General features: G+C 64.8%; 20 protein-coding genes and 3 pseudogenes. 13 read left to right on the top strand and 10 right to left on the bottom strand.

What is annotated here, in order from left to right; all coding sequences use genetic code 11:
- The first annotated feature begins 104 nt into the window (after positions 1-104).
- Together ACTWQO_RS19845 and ACTWQO_RS19840 are read left to right on the top strand one after the other, a co-directional pair.
- A complete protein-coding gene (locus ACTWQO_RS19845; protein WP_443238652.1) occupies positions 105-359 on the top strand; it encodes a hypothetical protein in 255 nt (84 codons plus the stop codon).
- Between the two features lie 77 nt (positions 360-436).
- Positions 437-746 (top strand): annotated as a pseudogene (locus ACTWQO_RS19840) (acyltransferase family protein); the annotation flags it as partial.
- A 143-nt stretch (positions 747-889) separates the two neighbouring features.
- Here the strand turns inward: ACTWQO_RS19840 and ACTWQO_RS19835 are convergent.
- Positions 890-1,798, bottom strand: a complete 909-nt coding sequence (locus ACTWQO_RS19835) for a LysR family transcriptional regulator (RefSeq protein WP_443238651.1) — start codon at positions 1,796-1,798, stop codon at positions 890-892.
- Between the two features lie 176 nt (positions 1,799-1,974).
- Here ACTWQO_RS19835 and ACTWQO_RS19830 point away from each other — a divergent pair, with 176 nt between their 5' ends.
- From ACTWQO_RS19830 to ACTWQO_RS19810, 5 genes are all read left to right on the top strand, one after another.
- Positions 1,975-3,231, top strand: a complete 1,257-nt coding sequence (locus tag ACTWQO_RS19830) for a sulfatase-like hydrolase/transferase (protein ID WP_443238650.1) — start codon at positions 1,975-1,977, stop codon at positions 3,229-3,231.
- A gap of 137 nt (positions 3,232-3,368) precedes the next feature.
- Positions 3,369-3,941, top strand: a complete 573-nt coding sequence (locus ACTWQO_RS19825) for a dihydrofolate reductase family protein (protein ID WP_443238649.1) — start codon at positions 3,369-3,371, stop codon at positions 3,939-3,941.
- Between the two features lie 72 nt (positions 3,942-4,013).
- Positions 4,014-4,448, top strand: a complete 435-nt coding sequence (locus ACTWQO_RS19820) for a VOC family protein (RefSeq protein WP_443238648.1) — start codon at positions 4,014-4,016, stop codon at positions 4,446-4,448.
- A gap of 76 nt (positions 4,449-4,524) precedes the next feature.
- Positions 4,525-5,019 carry a hypothetical protein gene (locus ACTWQO_RS19815; protein ID WP_443238647.1) on the top strand — a complete coding sequence of 165 codons (495 nt, stop codon included), beginning with the start codon at positions 4,525-4,527 and terminating at the stop codon, positions 5,017-5,019.
- A 93-nt stretch (positions 5,020-5,112) separates the two neighbouring features.
- Positions 5,113-5,508 carry a VOC family protein gene (locus ACTWQO_RS19810; RefSeq protein ID WP_443238646.1) on the top strand — a complete coding sequence of 132 codons (396 nt, stop codon included), beginning with the start codon at positions 5,113-5,115 and terminating at the stop codon, positions 5,506-5,508.
- A gap of 16 nt (positions 5,509-5,524) precedes the next feature.
- Here the strand turns inward: ACTWQO_RS19810 and ACTWQO_RS19805 are convergent, their stop codons facing one another.
- Positions 5,525-6,412, bottom strand: a complete 888-nt coding sequence (locus ACTWQO_RS19805; RefSeq protein WP_443238645.1) for an alpha/beta fold hydrolase — start codon at positions 6,410-6,412, stop codon at positions 5,525-5,527.
- Between the two features lie 247 nt (positions 6,413-6,659).
- Between ACTWQO_RS19805 and ACTWQO_RS19800 the strand changes: the two genes are divergently transcribed.
- On the top strand, positions 6,660-7,118 hold the full coding sequence (locus ACTWQO_RS19800) for a nuclear transport factor 2 family protein (protein ID WP_443238644.1): 459 nt from the start codon (positions 6,660-6,662) through the stop codon (positions 7,116-7,118).
- A 25-nt stretch (positions 7,119-7,143) separates the two neighbouring features.
- Positions 7,144-7,893 (top strand): alpha/beta fold hydrolase, encoded by a 750-nt coding sequence (locus tag ACTWQO_RS19795; protein ID WP_443238643.1) that lies wholly within the window; start codon positions 7,144-7,146, stop codon positions 7,891-7,893.
- A gap of 190 nt (positions 7,894-8,083) precedes the next feature.
- Here ACTWQO_RS19795 and ACTWQO_RS19790 read toward each other — a convergent pair whose 3' ends face one another.
- The 3 genes from ACTWQO_RS19790 to ACTWQO_RS19780 form a co-directional block, all read right to left on the bottom strand.
- Complete coding sequence (locus ACTWQO_RS19790) at positions 8,084-8,551, bottom strand: hypothetical protein (protein WP_443238642.1); 468 nt, start codon at positions 8,549-8,551, stop codon at positions 8,084-8,086.
- Positions 8,552-8,659: 108 nt separating this feature from the next.
- Positions 8,660-8,884 carry a DUF397 domain-containing protein gene (locus ACTWQO_RS19785; protein WP_443238641.1) on the bottom strand — a complete coding sequence of 75 codons (225 nt, stop codon included), beginning with the start codon at positions 8,882-8,884 and terminating at the stop codon, positions 8,660-8,662.
- A gap of 88 nt (positions 8,885-8,972) precedes the next feature.
- The gene (locus ACTWQO_RS19780; RefSeq protein ID WP_443238640.1) at positions 8,973-9,452 is read right to left on the bottom strand and encodes a hypothetical protein; all 480 of its coding nucleotides are present in this window, start codon (positions 9,450-9,452) and stop codon (positions 8,973-8,975) included.
- A 189-nt stretch (positions 9,453-9,641) separates the two neighbouring features.
- On the opposite strand from ACTWQO_RS19780, the gene ACTWQO_RS19775 reads away from it, so the two are divergent.
- Positions 9,642-10,913, top strand: a complete 1,272-nt coding sequence (locus tag ACTWQO_RS19775) for a hypothetical protein (protein ID WP_443238639.1) — start codon at positions 9,642-9,644, stop codon at positions 10,911-10,913.
- A gap of 2 nt (positions 10,914-10,915) precedes the next feature.
- Positions 10,916-11,488, top strand: coding sequence for a GNAT family N-acetyltransferase (locus ACTWQO_RS19770; RefSeq protein ID WP_443238638.1), 573 nt, complete (start codon positions 10,916-10,918; stop codon positions 11,486-11,488).
- A gap of 912 nt (positions 11,489-12,400) precedes the next feature.
- On the opposite strand, the gene ACTWQO_RS19765 is transcribed toward ACTWQO_RS19770, so the two are convergent.
- The 4 genes and pseudogenes from ACTWQO_RS19765 to ACTWQO_RS19750 all read right to left on the bottom strand — a co-directional run.
- Positions 12,401-14,002 carry an ORC-CDC6 family AAA ATPase gene (locus ACTWQO_RS19765; RefSeq protein WP_443238637.1) on the bottom strand — a complete coding sequence of 534 codons (1,602 nt, stop codon included), beginning with the start codon at positions 14,000-14,002 and terminating at the stop codon, positions 12,401-12,403.
- Positions 13,999-14,679, bottom strand: a complete 681-nt coding sequence (locus ACTWQO_RS19760) for a hypothetical protein (RefSeq protein ID WP_443238636.1) — start codon at positions 14,677-14,679, stop codon at positions 13,999-14,001. The genes ACTWQO_RS19765 and ACTWQO_RS19760 overlap by 4 nt, the downstream gene beginning before the upstream one ends.
- Positions 14,680-15,033: 354 nt before the next feature.
- A complete protein-coding gene (locus ACTWQO_RS19755; RefSeq protein WP_443238635.1) occupies positions 15,034-15,345 on the bottom strand; it encodes a YrhB domain-containing protein in 312 nt (103 codons plus the stop codon).
- 29 nt (positions 15,346-15,374) lie between these two features.
- Positions 15,375-16,353 (bottom strand): annotated as a pseudogene (locus tag ACTWQO_RS19750) (IS110 family transposase); the annotation flags it as partial.
- Positions 16,354-16,584: 231 nt separating this feature from the next.
- On the opposite strand from ACTWQO_RS19750, the gene ACTWQO_RS19745 reads away from it, so the two are divergent.
- Entirely contained in the window at positions 16,585-17,997 is a 1,413-nt protein-coding gene (locus ACTWQO_RS19745; RefSeq protein WP_443238634.1) for an HNH endonuclease, read from the top strand.
- Between the two features lie 44 nt (positions 17,998-18,041).
- Here ACTWQO_RS19745 and ACTWQO_RS19740 read toward each other — a convergent pair.
- Positions 18,042-18,273, bottom strand: a pseudogene (locus ACTWQO_RS19740) (hypothetical protein); the annotation flags it as partial.
- 57 nt (positions 18,274-18,330) lie between these two features.
- On the opposite strand from ACTWQO_RS19740, the gene ACTWQO_RS19735 reads away from it, so the two are divergent.
- Positions 18,331-19,008: a histidine phosphatase family protein gene (locus tag ACTWQO_RS19735; protein ID WP_443238633.1), complete on the top strand. Its 678-nt coding sequence runs from the start codon at positions 18,331-18,333 to the stop codon at positions 19,006-19,008.
- Positions 19,009-19,048 lie beyond the last annotated feature (40 nt).

Genomic DNA, 19,048 nt, shown 5'->3' with positions numbered 1-19,048 from the left:
GGATGGCAGCTCCGAAGAGCGCCGTGGGAGATATCGGATTAGCCTCCGATACGAGCGCAAAGTGGATCTTTTGATGGTGCGCTCTACTCACGCAAGGAGGAGACATGCGCAAGCTTCAGAAGGCCGCTGTTGCGGCCGCCATGATTGGGACGTTCAGCTGCATAGCCACCGGCACCGCGACCGCCCAGAGCGCGCCCGTCATGTACGGCGGCGGAGGCTGCAAGTCTCACGACTTGAACGTCGGCCTCCTTGGCCAGGTCGGCCTCCTCAACGGCCTCCTGGGCAACGCGATCAACGGCGAAGGCAACGCGGGCGGGCAACACCAGCACGTCGGCTCCAGCTGCGGCCACGGCCACTAGCGGAGATCCGAGACTGGTAGCTCACCGCAATGGGTCTCGGCACCCGGGCCACAAGCCCGGGGCCGGGGCCCTTGCTTCTGTCTCCGTCGCGGCTCGGCTGGCTGGACGCGCTGCGCGGCATCGCGGCACTGGTCGTGGTGTTCGACCACTCCTCGTACTCCTTCATGGCGGAGTTCCGACGGGAGTTGATGCCGGAGTTCAACACCAGCCCCCACGGCATCCCGGTGTTCTTCCTGGTGAGCGGCTACATCATCCCCGCATCGCTGGAACGCCGGGGCTGCGTACGGACGTTCTGGATCTCTCACCCTGTTCCAGGAGCTGTTGGGCACACCCAATCTCCTGCTCGTCCTCTGGACACTCTCCTACGAGATGGCCTTCTACCTCCTGACGTACCGCTATATCGAGGCGCCGGCCCAGAGCTGGGGCAGTGGTCGGGCCCGCGGAACCATTGTCCACAGCCCGGCGTCCTGCCTGGTACTCATGATCGGCTGGGGGGTGCGCTGTGGAGTGTCGGCCGTCCCTTGTTTGGTTCAACCGGCTTTCGGGACGCTCGTGACGTCTCGTGCGACGGCCACGAAGTTCGCGGTGACGGGTGAGACGCCGTGGCGCGGGACCGCCAGGGCGAGTTCGGTCGGTGATGTGGTGGGGACCAGGCGGGCGAATACCGCGCCCAGGCCGGTCAGGGCCCCGACCGAGCCCGGGACGATGCTGACGCCGCAGCCGGCCGCCACCAGGCCGACGATCGTCTGCATCTGTATCGCCTCCTGCACCACCCTCGGCTCGAAGCCGCCCGCGTGCCGACACAGGGTGGTGATCCGGTCGTAGAGGCCCACACCCAGGTGCCGGGGAAAGCGCACGAAAGGCTCGTCGGCCAGCGAGCGGATATGCAGGCGCTGTCGGTCGGCCAGCCTGTGGTCGCTGGGCAGCACGACGAGCAGCGGTTCACGGGAGACGGGAAGGAGGGCGAACTCCGCGTCGGCGGGTGAGGGGAGCGGCGGACGGACGAAGCCGACGTCGAGCGAGTGTGCGCGCAGCCGCTCGATCTGAGTGGCCGTGGGGAGCTCGCTGAAGCGTACGACCACGTCCGGGTAGCGAGTGCGGTAGGCGCGCAGTACGGCGGGCAACGGGTGCAGCGCGGCGGACCCGACCATGCCGACGGAGAGCTCGCCGATGTCGCCGCGCCCGGCGGAACGCGCACGGGTCTCCGCCCGCGCTGCCAGAGCCAGCGCGCCGCGCGCCTCGGCGACGAAGAGCTCCCCGGCCGTGGTCAGCCGCACGTGGCGGGTGTCCCGGTCGAACAGCGAGACGCCCAGCTCGCGCTCCAACGCCTTGATGGTCTGGCTCAACGGCGGCTGTGCGATGCCCAGTTCGGCGGCTGCGCGGCCGAAGTGGAGATGGTCGGCGACAGCTACGGCTGCCCGTAAATGTCTCAGTTCCACGCGGCCCACGATATGCACCGCGTATTACTGGCGGTCAATTGCGCTATGGATACGCAAGAAAGCCTCCGTATCCGACAACCTGGCGCAACAGTGCCGTCTGCAGTCGGGAAGGAGCGAGGGACGTTATGTGCGCGGAGCAGAGGGATGGGGTCTCGTCGGCGCCGAGTCGTCGACGTGTGCTGAAGCTTGCCGGTGCGGCGGCGGCCGGCAGTACGGGAGTCGCAGCGGCCGGTGGGACGGCTGGTGGGACGGCTGAGGCGGCCGAGGTACGGGCCGCCGCTCACCCCGTACGGCCCTCCGGCGGCGTGCGGCGCGTGGTGCTGTTCCACATCGACAGCCTGCACCACGAGGCATCCCGGCACCTCGGCCTGGAGAATGTCCAGCGTCTGGCGGAGCGGGGCACCCAGGTGAAGGAGTCCCTGGTCATCTCGCCCTGGCACCCCACCGTCAGCGGCTATCTGCCGCTCTCCACCACGTCCTTCCCGAACCCGACCACTTTCGCAGGCTCACTCTTCCTCCGCCCCTCGCATGAGCAGCGCTATCTCCAGCACGGCTTCGGCGGATTCACGGCGCACATCGCCAACAGCGAGGCGTACCGCTCCCTCAACCCCGGCTTCGACTTCACCCGCCTCAACGGCGACGACAGCGACGAGGACAACGTACGCCTCGGCCTGCGTCTGCTGCGCGAGCACGACGACCTCACCTTCATGCGGCTGCTGCTCCAGGACGCCAACACGGCCAGCCAGGAGGTTGCCAACGCCCCGGCCGGCGAGCCCTGGGCGCGCGACATCTACGCCAAGGGATCTCCGTACCCCGCGGTGGTCCGCCGAGCAGACGCCCTGCTCGGTACGTTCCTCGATGGCCTGGAGCGGCTCGGCATGACGCACGACACGCTGCTCGTCCTGCTCTCCGACGGCCAGTCACGGTTCGGCTGGCACCCCGTCCAGGCTGAGGACTCCTGGCGCACCCCGCTCATCCTCGCGGGTCCCGGGGCGGCGAAGGGCAGGACCATCCCGTACGCCGAGAACATCGACATCGCCCCCACCGTGGCGGCTCTAGCGCAGGTCCCCGCGCCCAGCGACGACGGCGGCTCCGGGCGCGTGCTGGACGAGATACGGACGGACGACCGCTCGGGCGCCGCGCCCCGGGGGCGCGGGGCGCCCCGTCGCGTCGAGCGGATCAACCGGCAGATCGCCGAGTACCTCCGCCTGGAGGGCTGGCTGCGCGCCCACGCCCGCGACTACCCGTACCTGGACGTCCGCCTGATGCGCGCCAGCAACGGCTCGCTGTCCGACGCGCAGTTCTGGGGCCTCGACCGGATCGACGAGTGGCCCCAGGCCGAGTCGATCGACCGGATGATCGAGGACAACGACTCCGTACTCGACACCCTGCGCCAGGCCCTCCACGACTCCGGCGCCCCCGCGCTGTCCTGAGTCGTTGTTGCTGTCGATGAGTTTCTCCGTGATCCGCAGTCAGAGTTCATGGTTGGTGCGCTGCAACCGCGAGTGTGGGCGTAGCGTGCTCCAACCGAACCTGCTGAGAACCGGACACGAGACACCGAGGAACCCTCATGCGTACCTTGATCAGCACCGCGTTCATCTCGCTCGACGGCGTCATGGAAGCCCCGGGCGGCGAGCCCGGCTACCGCAACTCGGGGTGGACCTTCAAGGACGTCGAGTTCCTCCCCGAGGCATACGAGCTCAAGGGCCGGGAGCAGAAGGAAGCCGCCGCGCTGCTGCTGGGCCGGACCAGCTACGAGGCGTTCAGCCCGGTGTGGCCCGACATGGAGGACTTCCCCGACTACAAGGTGATGCCGAAGTACGTCGTCTCCACCACCCTCACCGAGGACGACCTGGTGTCGAACTGGGGCGAGACCACGATCCTGCGCTCGCTCGACGAAGTCGCCGCGCTGAAGGAGACCGAAGGCGGCCCGATCATCGTCCACGGCAGCGCCACCCTCAACCACGCCCTTTCGGACGCCGGTCTGATCGACCGCTACCACCTGCTCGTCTTCCCGCTCCTGCTCGGCGCGGGCAAGCGGCTCTTCAGCGCCACGGACAAGGACACCCAGAAGCTGAAGCTCGTCGAGCACGAGGTCTACGCCAACGGTCTGCAGAAGAACGTCTTCGACGTGGTCCGCTGACAAGGCCGTCGAAGTGGCGGGAGCCCTCGACCCGTGCGGCGATGACTTCCGGGGTCTCGCTATGGTGCACCGATGACGTCGATCAAGCAGTTCCAGGTCACCTTCGACTGCGCAGAACCTGAGCGCGTCGCTCGTTTCTGGTGCGAGGTGTTGGGGTACGTCGTACCGCCGCCACCGAAGGGGTTCGCTTCTTGGGACGATTTCGATCGCTCCCTGCCGCCTGAGCGTCAGGGTTCAGCGTTCGCGTGCATTGATCCCTCAGGCGTGGGCCCGCGACTCTTCTTCCAGCGCGTTCCCGAAGGCAAGGTCGTCAAGAATCGGGTGCATCTCGACGTGCGGGTGGGCACCGGGCTCGTGGGTGAAGAGCGCCTCGCCGTGCTCGAAGCCGAGTGCGCACGACTGATCGCGCTCGGCGCGGTACGCGTGCAACTACTGCGTGCCGATGGCTTCAACGAGTCCTGCATCGCGATGCAGGACATCGAGGGCAACGAGTTCTGTCTCGACTGAGGCTGCGCCGGGGTGCATGGGTTCTTCCTCCTCCGGGCATTCCAAGCGGGATGAGTCGGAGGAGGGGGGGCCCGGAATGGACGGGGAGACGGTTATCGCGGCGTGTGCCGTCGCGATCGCCGTGGCATCGTTCGCCGTCTCGGTCTACGAGGTACGCGCGACACGACAGCACAACCGCCACTCGGTGCGGCCCATACTCCAGCTGCAACGAAGGATGTCCAAGGGGGAGAAAGCGGGGATCAGGCTCATCAACGCCGGCCTCGGCCCGGCCGTCGTCCTCAGCACATCCCTGACGGTGGACGGCGAAGTGGTCGGCGTGTGGAACAAGCCCGGCGCGGACAGGGCGCGCGAAGGCCTTGTCGCCTGGCCCTACGCCGTGACGTTCACCGAGTCGCAGACCATTGCCACCGACTATGAGGAGTTCTTGCTGAGCGTGGAACCGTACGAGCCACACGCTCATGCCGAGTTCATAGACCTCATAACTCGGCGCCTGCACCTGGAGATCCGCTACGAGTCTCTCTACGGCGGAGAGAACTTCCAGGTGACCCTGCGGCCCCGCACGGAGGGTTGACGGGCGGCCGACTGCACACGCTGTCGAGCTCGACCAGGACGAGGGCGGCACAGGCCCATACTCTGAGCCCCGTCCGCACGATCTGGGAGCGTCATGACAAGTAGGTTCACCGAGTTGGCCGTTGACTGCCACGATCCGGAGAGACTCGCGGCCTTCTGGTGCGAGGTCCTGGACTTCAAGGTGATCGACCGGAGCGAGGGCAAGGTCGAGATCGGCTCCTGGGCGCCGACCGTCGAGGAGGTCCGGGCTCGCCAGATGCCGCCCGCCCTGCTGTTCGTCCAGGTGCCCGAGGGCAAGACCGTGAAGAACCGGCTTCACCTCGACGTCAGCCCGATCGACGGCAGCACCGAGGACGAGGTGACCAGATTGCTCGGCCTCGGCGCCACCCACGCGGATGTGGGCCAGGGCCCAGATGCGACCTGGGTGGTCATGGCAGACCCCGAGGGCAACGAGTTCTGCGTCCTGCGCACCCTGGCACCGCAGAACTAGGCAGAACTAGGCAGAACTAGGCCACCACTGTGGCGTACCCGGCGACGAAGTCGCGCATCACCGCGGCACATTCGGGTGCGTGGGTCTCCAGCAGCATGTGGCCGGCGTCATAGACATGCATCTCCAGTCGGTCCAGCACCCGGGCATAGCCCATGATCTCGGCCAGGTCGAAGTACGGGTCGTGACGGCCCCAGAGGAGTAGGCACGGAGGCTGGTGGGTTCGGTGGTAGTCGGCCAGTTCGCCGAAGCGGCTTACGTGGTTGCCGTAGTCGCCGAAGAGTTGGAACTGTGCCTCGATGTTGCCGGGCCGTGAGAGCCGCGCCCAATCCAGGTGCCACGACTCGGGCGGCGCGAGTTCGCGCAGCCGGTCCGGCAGTCCGCCCGCGTACTCGTCACGGACGCCTTCGAAGTTCAGCCACTCGGGCAACCGGGCACGGTTGGCCTCCGTGGGGTCGGCCCAGTAGGCCTTGGCGGTGTCCCATTGGCTCCCGAGGCCGTCGTCGTGGGCGTTGCCGTTCTGCACGATGAGTCCGAGGACGCGGTCGGGACGGCGGGTGGCGAGGTGGTAGCCGACGGGGGCGCCGAAGTCGTGCAGGTAGACGAAGAACTCGCCCACACCGATCCGCTCCAGAAACGCCTCGACAGTGTCGGCCAGGTTGGTGAAGGTGTACGCGTACTCGTCGGTGCCGGGCGCGGCGGAGAAGCCGAAGCCCGGCAGGTCGGGGGCGACGACCCGGCTCACCTCGGCCAGCGGTGAGAGCACCTGCCGGAAGATGTGCGAGGAGCTCGGGAAGCCGTGCAGTAGCAGCACGCATGGCTTGTCCGCCGCCCCGGCCTCGCGGTAGAAGATCTCGAGGCCGCCCACGTCGATGCTGCGGTGGCGTGGCTTTTGGATCACATCCATCCGGGGTCTCCTTGGCCGGTTTGCGTAGTGACGATGCCGGGAGCCCCGTTCTGGAACCCTGGCGAATTCCCGGGGCCCGTGGTGCATGTCCAGCCTACGAGGTACCCCGTCGACCTCGATGATCACCGACTCGCGCCCCACCGTCCCGGAACCAGGCGCAGGAGGTTTGGGCCGGCATGTCGGAAGCGGCCAGTAGCCTCAGCAACCATGGGCATTCAGATCGATGTGGTGGTCGGCCACCCGAACGATGACGGCGCTGCGCGGTGAGTTCACCGACGCGGTGATGATGCGCGACTACGACCGTGCCGCGTCGCTGTTCACATCGGACGGCGTGTGGCGGATGCCCGACATCCCCGCCGAGATGTCCGGCCAGGAGCAGATCCGCGCCTGGGGCCGACGGGTGCCGGATTTCGTGGACTTCCTGGTGCAGAACACGCATCCGGGCCTGATCCGGCTCGACGGCGACACCGCGTCCGGCCGTACGTACATGTCCGAGGTCGGGCGCGGCCGCGACGGCCGGTCCGGGGTGAACTACGCCATCTACCACGACCGCTACCAGCGCACCTCGGACGGCTGGAAGTTCACCGAGCGCGTCTACGAGATCCGGTACCTCGATGAGAGTCCCCTGACGGGCTTCGCGCCCCCGCGCGGCGCGGGGGCTGCGACGGCTGCTGGTCAGCAACGAAGTGTCAGTACTGCCTCCTAATATCCGCACCATGCGTAGGTTCTTCATGGCGGGCGGGCGCAAGCTCTCGTATCTGGACTTCGGCGGCCCGGGAAGGCCGCTTCTGGCCCTGCACGGGCATTACAACGAAGCTTCGGCGTTCGCGCCGTTGGCTGCGGCACTCACCCCACGGTGGAGAGTGATCGCGCTCGATCAACGCGGGCATGGAGAGTCCGACCGGGCTCCCAGTTACGAGCGGGACGAGTACGTGGCCGATGTGGCTGCCTTTCACCGGCATCTGGAAGTCGGCCCTGTGCCGGTGCTGGGCCACTCACTGGGCGGAGTGAACGCCTACCAGTTCGCGGCCCGGCACGCGGACAAGGTCAGCGCGTTGATCGTCGAGGACATCGGTGCGGTCGTGGACTGCGACTGGTCGTTCACCACACGCCTTCCCGGTGTCACGCCGTCCCGGGAAGCGCTGGTCGCGGCTCTGGGCACGACGGCGCCCTACCTGGAGTGTTCCTTCCGGCAGACAGCCCAGGGCTGGGGGTTCTCATTCGACATCGCTGACACCGTGGCGTCCCAGAAGGCTCTCAACGGTGATCACTGGGACGACTGGATATCGGTGTCCTGCCCCACGCTGCTGGTCCATGGAACACGCAGCGACGAATTGGCGGTCGATCACGCCAAAGACATGGTCGCCCGCTGTGCCGGCAGAGTCCGCCTTGCCGAGCTGCCCGCCGGTCACGTCGTGCATCACGATGTTCCAGCGCGGTTCGCCGATGCGGTCACCGTCTTTCTCTCCGAACCCAGTTGAGCCACGGTCCCTCAGGCTGTCAGGCGATATCCGTCCTGGTGATGGTCTGGTCCTCATGGGTTCGGTGGTGTTCGGGGGGGCAGGTGATAACGCCAGTACGCCGGGAAGTCGCCGTTGCTGACGAGTGCATCCCCATCACCGAACCAGCACCCGGCGCCGTGGCCTCATCCGCCTGACCAGCGAGTTGCGATTACCGGACAGGACACGGCAGTTCGGTCTTCGAGTGGTTCGGGGAGCATGTCACCACCGCCAGCGACAGATACGAGGGGCGTTCGAGATAGAAGCCGAGCGATACGTCAGCGCCCGCATCGAGCCTCTCGGCAGCGGAGTCGACCAGCCGTGCCAGGTGGGTGACCTCGCGATCCCTCTCCGAGGCGAACCGAGGCGCGCACTCGGCCAGTTGCTCCCCGAGCCAGGCCGCGGCTTCCTTGGCCTGGTCCCATGTGCCACGAATCAGGGCACGCGGTTTGACGAGCCAGTACGCCGTTTCCAGAGGCGGAAGATCCGTGGTCCGGAACTCCGCCGCCACCTCCCGGTAGCGCTGGATCAGCTCGGGCCTGCTTCCGGCCGGGGGCGGCTCAGGGTGTGGGGGCCGTCGTAGGGCTTCGTTGTCGAAGCGCTCTTTCGGGCCGGTCCAGAGGTAGCCGTGATGGTGCACCGCTCGTACCTGTTCGGTGTCGAAGGTCGAAAGAGTCTCGAAGGTCCAAGGACTGGCCGGCCCCGACCCGACGGAGGACTCGGGCGGGGCCGACCGAAGAGGGGAGGGTCAGACGGACAGGCCAAACCGCGCCGGGTCGATCCCGGCCGCCGTCAATTCCTCCGTGGTGAACCGCAAGGGCTCCGTGTCCGGCCGCTTGCTGTCACCCAGGGCCCAGGCGTTGTCGCCGATCCGGGCCAGGGTGACGCAGCCTTCCGTGCAGGGGCCTCCGCAGGCCTTCACGAAGGAAGCCCCGTTGATGTCGAGTCCGTACAGGTTGGTTCCGTCCAGCATTTGCTCCACCTTCCTGTTCAGCTGTCGCGGCCGTGGGTGACCGCCGCCGCCCTTGGTGGGCGGGAGTCTGATTTCGTGGCGGCCAAACTCAGGCGTTGGCGCGCTGTGCGAGCTCGCGTCGGCCCGCGGCGACGAGCGAGCGCACGGCCGCCGGGCGGCAGAGATCGCCATCGCGTCGCGGTGGCACCACCCAGTAGGTTCCGGGCGGCTTCCGGCGGTCGATCCGTGGGACGCCGAGATACGTGCCTTTGCCGAGGCACGGCGCATCCTCGTCCTGCTCCAATTGCTGGATCACGCCTGCGCCCCAGTTGATGAGGGCGTAGTAGGTGGCACCCGCCGTGCGGTGGTCGTGGATGACGGGACCACTCAGCCATTCCTGAATGGCGGCGGCGACGGGGGCGGGTTCCTCATATCCGACGGCAGCCTGCACGAGTTCGCAGGGCAATCGGACTGCTGCAAAGAGACCGCCGAGTGGGAGGAGCGCCACGCCCTGGTGCGACCACTCTGCGTGTGCCTGCGGCGGTACCGGATGAGCGCGGGCAAGCCACTCTGTGATCAGTCTGTCCATGTCGGCTGGCGTCAGCACCGTAGCCCCCTAGGTCGAATGTGCTGGTCACGCCTATGAGGAAACCCGAAGTGGCCTGTTGGCCATCAGGACAGATCCTGGGGAGTTACTCGCAGCCGACCGGACAGTTTCACCGAGTGGCGGAGGCCGCTAGGACTACCGTCGAGGGACCACGTGCGCGAGGGGGCAGAAGTGGGCAACAAGAGAAACGCCAGGCTCGAAGCCCTGTTAACCGAGTTCGGCTACACCCATCAGCAGCTTGCGGACGCGGTGAACAGCGCGGCGGAGGACCTCTTCGACACGCCCGCCAACTGCACTGACCGCCACGTGCGCCGCTGGATTGCAGGCGACGTGCAGTGGCCCTGGCCGCGCTACCTCCTCCCGCTCCAGCACATCTTCGGCCGCAGCCCCGAGGCCATGGGCTTCATCCCGCGCAGCTCTTCACACGTCCCGCCTGCGCCTCGGCGGCCGGATCCCGCGAAAGGTCGACACACCGTACGACGGCGGGAGTTCATCGCCGTTGGTCTTGTCGCGGCACTTGGTCTGGACGCCATTCCCTCGGTCGGCCGCCTTGGCACCAGCGACGTTGAGCGCTTTCGAGCCATCGTTCCGGCCCTGTACAAGTACGACCACTCTTTGGGCGGTGGCGCCCTGCACGAGGTCGCTACCGAAGCCCTGCGCCGCGTTCAGAACGCTGTCAATCACTGCACTTATGGCGAGCGCATCGAGCGTCTCCTGTACTCCGCGATGGGAGATCTGGCCGCTTCCGCCGGATGGTTCGCGTATGACGCCGGACGGCAGGAAGCCGCGACCGGTCTGTACAACGAAGCCCTCCAGGCCGGCATGCTCTCCGGGGACGGAATGCTGCAGGCCCGTGTCTGGTCAAACCTCGCGATGCAGGCTCGCCTCCTCAATCGCGACAGGGAGGCCCTACGAATTGGTCGTGCCGCCGTCGAAACGCGCCAGGCGAAGAGCGACCCGTGGCTGATGGCATTGCTCCACTGCCGTCAGGCCGTCGGACACGCGCGCACCGGAGACCGCACTCGCGCCCAGCGATCCCTGTCCCGCGCTGAGACGGCCTACGATCGAACCCAAGGCCAGCCCGTAGCATGGCTGTCCTTCCTCACCTCAGCGGAGCTGACAGGCCTGGCAGGCGCCGCGCATCAGGCCCTGGGACAGCACCGGCGGGCCGAGCAACTCACCGCGTCCGCCCTCGACATGCTTGAACCGCGCTTCGAGCGGAATCGGGTCTACTACACCGCTCAACACGCTCAAGCCCTCATCAGCAACGGAGATGTTGAGCGCGCCGCAGCCCAAGCCGGTGAAGCCGTCGCACTGGCGGGACGAGTTCAAAGCGAGCGCATCCGAAACAAGCTCGGCGACCTGCGACAGCATCTTCAGCGATACGCGTACGTTCCGGCGGCAGCGGACTTCCTGGAGCAAACGCGAGAGACGGGAGCGTGAAAATGGACGGGCTTCGACTGGAACGCAGGGACGCGGCCGGTCTGGGCGACATCCGACAGCAACTCCTCGACGTGTACGCGGAGATCTACGCGGACCGGTTGAGCGAGGACTTCCACAGCGTCGAGAGGTTCAACGAACGGCTGGGCTGGAACACCGAAGTTCCCGGCTTCGCCGCCGTCGTCGGCTATCTCGACGACACCCCGATCGGCTATGCGTATGGCTGCACGCTCCAGGAGACGACGCGTTGGTGGAACGGCCTCAAAACACCGGTCCCGGCAGACGCAACCAGGGAGACTGGCGCCCGCACCTTCGCTCTCTCGGAACTCATGGTCGTCGAGAAGGCCCGCGGAACGGGCGTCGCCCGACACATCCACGATGAGTTGCTACGCGACCGGCCAGAGGAACGCGTGACGCTCCTGGTCGAGCGGGATCATCCCAAGGTCCGGGCGTTGTACGAGTCATGGGGATACGAGTGGTTCGGAGAAGTGCTTCCCTTCCCCGACGCGCCTTTGTACGACGCCTTGTTTCTCCGACGCGGAACTGGACGAGCAGGTCAGCACATGTCGAGTCCGTGAGGGCGGTGTGTTGCTATGGGAGTTGCCGCAGTGATCTCGTCTCCGGCGGAATCGGCGCCTGACGCGAGTGATCTCGCCGCCTGTCGCTGACCGCTCTCCGACGCATAGCCTGAGGCTCGAGAGCAGGGTCGGGACCTGGAGCCAGTAGCCGTTCACGTCAGGGAGCAAGAGCAGAAGAGGGCCTCGGTGCGCAAACGGCTCCGGAGGGCCCTTCGGTCCCAGGCGTCTACGCAGGTCACAGGCTCCCGGCTGATCGAAGCAGACTGATCACCGCCTGCGGAGTTCGATCCGCCTCGGCCTTGACTGGGCCCAGCTGCGCGCACCGGAGCCGGGCCCGGTTCGCAGGCGGAACGGGCCCGGCAGCTGGTCCGGGACACGGCAGTTGACGTCACCGAGGGCGAGGACCGTCTGTAACCGCCCAAGGCTGCGGCTGTGCATGGTCGTTGATGTCAGCGGAACAGTTCTGGCACAGGGCAGATCTCCAAGGGCTCGTCCGCTCGATCCGCCCATCTCCACCAGACATGTCGACTGGCACACCTCCACAGAGATCGGCAGGCACGCCGGCCGTCGTCCTCGCGCTTGGAGAGCACGAGTCCACCAGAGCTCATCGGCTGGCCGCACTCAGGACAGACCGGGACATCGCTGATCACCTGGCGCACCCTAACGGAACGCGACTGTCGATCTGCGCCGAACTGCAGCCCGACCTCTTCGTCCCGAAGCAATCTTGGTAGTGATCAGACCAGTGAGGCACGGGGCGCTGACCTGCTCCGGCTGTCCCTGAACGTGCGTGGACGTGGGCTGGTGTACGCGATCGTTGTCACTCACTTAGACACGCAGTTCTGGAGCGCCGTGGGGTGCCGGAGCTCCAGACCGAAGCGTAGCTGCCGTGATCGCGCACAAAGGACACATGCATCAGCCGGACAAATACTCCATCACTGCGGCAGTTGCGATGTTCATCATTTGGCGCGACCGTACCGGGCCGACCCATTTTGCTTGCTGAAAATCAGTCTCGGAGGCCGCGAGGATCTTTCCCACCGTATCGAAGCCAAGGTCCTTGAGCCGCCCCCGAGCGAAAGCAGTCATATCCAACTCGTCAACGGTTCGACCGAGCTGCGATTTGATGAACTCTTGCCGTTCCTCGTCCATCTTTTCGACATCAAGTCGAGCGATGCTCTCATAGAGCTCGTGATTGGCCCCAAATTCGACCATTCGCTTAATAGATATGTTCCCTCGCAACCAGTTCGTTGCCGTGACCGGATCTGCTTCGGGAGCGGTTCGTATTCCGACGTTCAACATGTATCGGGTCCCAGTTAGACCACGAGTCGCAACCAGCCCGCTGCCAGCCTCATGCAGAATCCCGCTGTAGCAGAGAAGGCGCAGTGCTTCTTTTACGGCGGCAGGGGCGTCGCGATGAATCCAAAGGTATATTCGCTTATCGGCATCCCCCGTCTGACGCTGTTTGCCTCGCAACATTGGGATCACGTGCTGTTGCAGGAATTCGCGACCCCAATCGATCACGGCGCGGTGGCCAATGTATCGATCGCCGAGAGCGGAGTGCTCTCCCCACATGGTGTCGCGATAGTACTCCCTCATGACGCGCTGGGCGTTATTTGAGTTCAGCCTAGATGTGGCTGATATCGTCTTTAGTAGAGTTCGTGGATTTCCGCTAGAAGCAAATGCCAGAGCGTCAAAGACTGCCCCATTTGGAGTTATCGAAGCCTCTAGTGACGGGTCCTGGCGAATCACGATTTCGCGCATGGAGGTGAGATAGGTCGGATCTTGGATGTTGCGGTTAACGTTGATCAATTCTGCGTCGTGACTCAACTGAAAAGAGTCGCCAAAGTACGTCACGCCCGGGTATACCGCTGCCTTGACCGATAGGTATGGGCTTCGGAGGTCACGCATCACTGTGAAGAATTGTCGCTGCTGCTCAGGGATAAATACATGTGCTGCTTCATCGATGAGTAGTACAATCCTGCTCGTGCCAGTCTGGTCGCATAGATCCTCGACTGCATCTTTAATCATCTCCGGATCAATTCCGGAGTCGACTTCGAGCGGAGCTGATTCGTTCCTCCAGGAGTCCTCCACGGTTTTCCAGAGAGTTTCGAGTCGGGACGCGGTGGCGTCGTCGCTTTGGCTGCTTGAGAGCGTGGCGAAGACGCTACTCTGGCTTTGCAGCAGACCCTTCTTTCGGGCCTCGCGAATTATCCTCTCGCAGATCTTGGCGAGCATCCAGTGCTTGAAGCGTTCCGAATCTGAGCTGTCGAGAAGGCCGGACTTGTTGAAGGTGACATAAATAGCGAGCGTCTTGGAGTTAGAGAAGTCTTCATTCAGCTCCTTCTGGGCCTTCAGAAGAAAGGACTTACCTACGCCTCGCGCACCCTGTAGGACTATTGTCTTCCTACTCTTTAGGGAGTTGATGGTCTGACGGTCAAATTCCGTTTCGACAAAGTACTTCCCGACATCCTCCAGTGTGAGATCTTCTGTCCGGAAGTGAAGTTCGTTTGCGCTCACGAGGTTCGCTCCTCCAATGGAAGACCTAGCAACTGCCTAGTGGATATGAGGTGGGAAAAGTGATCCTCAAGGGAGCCTTCCACTACCCCCTTTTCGGCTTGCGGCAAGTCTTTATAGTATCTGACCATGAGGCAATGAATTGCTGCAGTCAGGGATGAGGCCGCGACCGAAAGCCATTCCTTGGCGATGTCTTCACGGTAAGAGATGTGGGTGGGCAGTAATTGGGAAGTCGAGACGTTCCCGTGGATATATTCCGAACATCTCCTGTACGCCTGCTTCAGGCTGTCGAGCATCTCCTCTCGTTCGTCCATTGCTTCTGGGCAGAACTCTTTCAGGAATGGTGCAGAGTAGAGTCCATCTTCTTTTGAGGTGATTGACGACCAGCTTATGTCGAGAAGTCCGCTAACCCACTGCCGCCGCTTAAATTCGTGGGAGCTTAGATAGGTTGCGCCGACCGTAACTTCGAGGAAAGACCTCAAGCTAGAGAATGCCTGGCGGTAAAGGCCGCTCATTGCGGCGTAGAAGGCAAACCCAAAGTCGCGATGAGCAGATTGTAGTTGCTGGGATTCTGGCTGCAACTTTAGAGTTTCAAGCCATACGGCTAGATCGGCCTCAAGATGGAGAACCCGATTTATTTCAGACTCGTTTGATCTTGTTGCTTGCTCAATGTGATTCATGCAAGATTTATGTAGCTTGAGCATCGTTATTTCGACGCTCGAAGCATTTTCAGCACTCCGCTGCGACATGATTGTAATGTAGCACTGCTATCGCCTTTTGTCGTCGTCTTCTGTCGAGGTCGCACCGGACAGACGTCTGCTTATGGAGCAGGCGCGGGTGCCAGCCCGAGTAAGGATCAGGTCAGGGCCGGTTTCCTTCACAGGAAACCGGCCCTGACTCGTGGTGCGCGACAGTCAGGCTCGGCGTGGTTGTCCTGCGGCGTGATAGAGCCTTTCGTCTCGTGACTTTGTCAAGGGGCTGGACGCCACAAGCGGATGGCACTGACAAAGGTCGGCGGAGTCTTAATGGGGGAGTCAAGGGGCCTGATCTTGGCGTATTGATGTCTCGTTGTCGTACTGACGCTGGTAGGCGGCGACGGTGTCGCCGAACTGGTGGCCTCCGAGTTGGTGCAGGCTGCCGTCGCGCCGGTCTACGACGATGGGGCCGGTGCCCACCCACATATCGCCGGTCTGTCGGGTTCTGGTCCAAACCGAGCTTTGATAGTGGAACTCCCAGCCGAAGGGATGTTCCGTGACGCTGACGATGACTGCGGCGATGTCGTCTTCGGTGGGCATGATGGCGAGGTGTGCCTCGACGGTTTCACGTGCTTGCTCGGCTGTGATCACGGCGTGAGGCTACTCCCGAGGGGCCGAGGTCAAGCGGCTGCCTCGTGCGCTGTTGGTGGTGTAGAGGTAAAAGGGCGGTTGTCGCGGAGCAGGGCCCAGAGGATGTCGACGTGACGGTGGGCCAGAGCGATGACGGCAGGAATGTGTTTGTGGCCCTCGGCTCGTTTCTTGAGGTAGTAGGTGCGGTTGGGGCCGTCGCGGATGATGCTGGTCTGGGCGGAGAGGTAGAGCACGCGGCGCAGGCGTCGGCTGTAGCGCGTGGGCCGGTGCAGGTTGCCGGTGCGGCGTCCGGAGTCCTTGGCTATCGGGACCAGGCCGGCGGCGGAGGCGAGATGTCCGGCGTCCGGGTAGGCCGCCAGGTCTCCCGCAGCGATGAGGACTCAGCCCCGAGGATGCGGCCCATGCCGGGCATCGATTCGATGACGGCGGCGTGCGGATGGCTGCGGAGAGCGTCGCGGATCTGCCGGTCGAGTTGCTTGAGCCGGTCGTCCAGGGGCAGGACCTGCTGAGCGAGGTCCGCGGCAGTGCACGCGGCCGTGTCCTGGCCGGGCAGGATGATGCGCTGAGCGTGCGCGGCAGCGAGGGCAGTTTCAGCCACCGTGCCGGGGTGGCGCACGCCTCAGGCGCCGAGCCAACGGGTCAGGCCGGTTTGCCCGCGCCGGCGCAGGGCGGCGGGGGTCTGGGTAGCCGGCGAGCAGAACCAGGGCGCCCTTGTGGCCGGCGTCATCGAAGGCCGACTCCAGCGCCGGGCTGATGCCGGTAGGCACGTCGTGGAGGCGGTTGAGTAGACGGACCCGGTCGGTGATCAGGTCAGACCGGTGTGTGGTGAGCAGGGCCAGGTCCGCGGCCAGGGTCTGTGCACACCTCGACGGGAACGAAGTCCCGCCGCAGACGGGCGATGTCGGCAATGACGTAGGCGTCGCGGGCGTCGGTGTTGGCCTCGCCCCGGTAGGCGCCAGCCATGCGGTTGACCGTCCGGCCGGGCACATAGATCACTCGTTGGCCGTGCGGCACCTCAGGAAGGGTGTCCCTGCGCACGCGGCTCCGGAGGGCGTCTCCTGGAGGAGCCGCTTTCGGCATCTGACCTGGGCATTCTCTCAGGCCGGCTTCCGGTGTGAGTGCTCCCTTTCGCATGCCGCGCGCAAGCCTAGAGTCGACGTGGGTGCCGGTACGGGAGCAGTGTCAGTGCCGTCTGGTCAGATAGTCCTACTAGTAGTACTAGAGGGCTGGAGTGACGAAGTGACCGACGGACGGGATCTGATCGAGCGAATAGGGAAGCTGCGCCCGGCTCACCGGCGCACCGGTCAACCGCTGCACCGGCCGCTGTTGCTCTTGTGGGCCATCGCCCAAGCTGTCCATGGGCGCCCGCGGGAGCAGCCCTGGTCGGTGGTCAAGGAGGCCGTGGGGCCGCTGCTCACCGCGTTCACCGACTCATCCGACGGCCAGCAGGATGTGCTGTATCCCTTCTGGGCGTTGCAGCGGGACAAGCTGTGGGAGGTCGCGGAGTCCGCTGACCTTCCCCTGACGAGTCAAGGGCGGCGTCCGAAGCTGTCTGCGCTGGATGAGGCGAACCCTCTTGCTGGGTTGCCGAAACGGGACTACGACCGTCTGTCCGAGGACATGGAGCTGGCGGCATGGGCTGTCAGCACGTTGATCATTCGGTTCTTCACTCCGACGCCTCCGATGTTGCTGGAAGCCTTGGGGCTAAAGGAGTTGGTGGCCGGACAGGTTGCCACCTGCTTGCGTCCTGTTCCCGGGGAGCCGTATCCGCATCGCAACGCAATCGCCGAGGTTTATGGAGGCAATCGGGTACTGGGTATCACTCCGCTCGCGGATGGCATCCTCACCGTCTATTCGGACGACAAGGGGCCATACGCTGACCAACGCCTGCCGGAGATGGACTGGATCGCCTACACCGGCGATGGGCTGTCCGGCGAGCAGACCTTGAGTGCTGGCAATCGCAGGATGGCGGAGTACCAGGAGCAGCAGAAAGCTCTGCGCTACTGGCACAAGCCCTACAACGGCCACTGGACATTCGAGACTTGGGCTGTCGTCGTTCAGCGCCGGAAGCGCTGGGGTCTCGGTCAGGACGGTCTGCACCGCCGAGAGTTCGTTTGGATCCTCGCGCCGGTGCCCTCGCCGATGCGGGAGACCTGGCCTCCTGAGGTCATCGAGGCTCTCAACGAAGATGACGGGCAACTTCATGACGACTCTGTCGATGTCATCCCCATTGAGGTGGACTCAGCCCCGGAGACGAAGCGGACTAGTGCCCGTGAGAGGTATCAGCGGCTAGCGGCGGCCGCTCGTCGGACGGAAGCCGGCCGAACCCGCCGATCCAAGATTGCTCAAGTGGAGCGGTATATGCGCTCACCCGCTGCCCGGGAAGCAGTGGTACTCCGCAGCGCAGGCCGCTGCGAAAACCCGTCCTGCATGGGACACCCGCTCGATCGCACCGACGCGGACGAACCCCTTCTCGAGGTCGACCATGTTAATGGCCTGGCCCGTACCGGACGGGACATACCCGAAGTCATGATCGCTCTCTGCCCGAACTGTCACGCTCTCAAGACGCGTGGCAGGAACCGGCACAAGCTGGAAAAGGAACTGCTCGGTATAGCTCGTTCGCGCCATCGCTCGTTTATGGAAAGCGACTAGTCGTTCCCGTGGCACTCCTTGTGCGCGCGACCCGACCCACGCCCCTCCCGGTACGTCCCCAGCTCGGCTCGTAGTCGGGAGATCTCCGCCTCCAGTTCCGCCGGGTTGTTCGAGCGGAAGGGTCCCGCGCTTCGGGTCGTGGAACTCGAAAGGGAGACGGGACGAGTGAAGGGTGTCGGCCAGGAGATCCCAGTCGTCGTGGGCGGCGCACACAATCGGCCGTACTCTCTGGCGGCCCAAGCGGAGTAGATGTGTCGAATCCGGGAGTTCCGTCACATGTCAGGAGCAGCCGTGCGCGCGGGCGGTCGGAATCGCGACGGGAGCGGAGCCGCAATGGCCGTCGACATTGTCTATGAGACTCATTCGATCACCGAGGACAATGAGAAGGGCATCGCCACCGGCTGGCTGCCCGGGAGGCTCTCCGTCGCGGGGCGGCGCGTTGCCGCTCAGCTCGGTGACCGGCGTCGCGACGACAACCTCACGGCCGTTTTTGTGTCAGACCTGCACCGGGCGGTGGAGACCGCTCAGATCGCATTCGCTGACACCTCGATCCCGATCCACCACGATTCACGGCTGCGGGAATGTAACTACGGCGAGTTCAACGGCTGCTCGGTGTCCGTTCTCGCCGCCGAACGCAGTCGGCACATCGACGTCCCTTTCCCAGGCGGACAGAGCTATCGCGAGGTCGTCGACGCCACCGCGGACTACCTCGGGGACCTGGGCGTCGGCTGGAGCGGTCAGCGCGTACTGATCATTGCGCACTCGGCCAATAGGTGGGCCCTTGATTGCCTTCTGACCGGTGCCCTGATCGACGACCTGGTCGACGCGCCGTTCCAATGGCAGGAAGGCTGGCACTACACCCTCCCGACTGGGTGGTCGGCCAGCACCGCAGACGAACCTGGCCGACCATCCCCGTCGCGGAACCTAAGGGTTGTCCCGCAAATGATCTTCCACGGTAGGGGCATGGGCCGTTGCCCGGGCTGGCGATTACACGTTTCGGTTGATGACTGATACCTGCGCACCCTCACGTCAACGAAAGTTGACGCGCCTA

This window comes from Streptomyces sp. 4N124 (assembly GCF_052245395.1).
In the GTDB taxonomy this organism is placed as follows: domain Bacteria; phylum Actinomycetota; class Actinomycetes; order Streptomycetales; family Streptomycetaceae; genus Streptomyces.
This window is presented reverse-complemented; position numbering and strand designations above follow the sequence as displayed.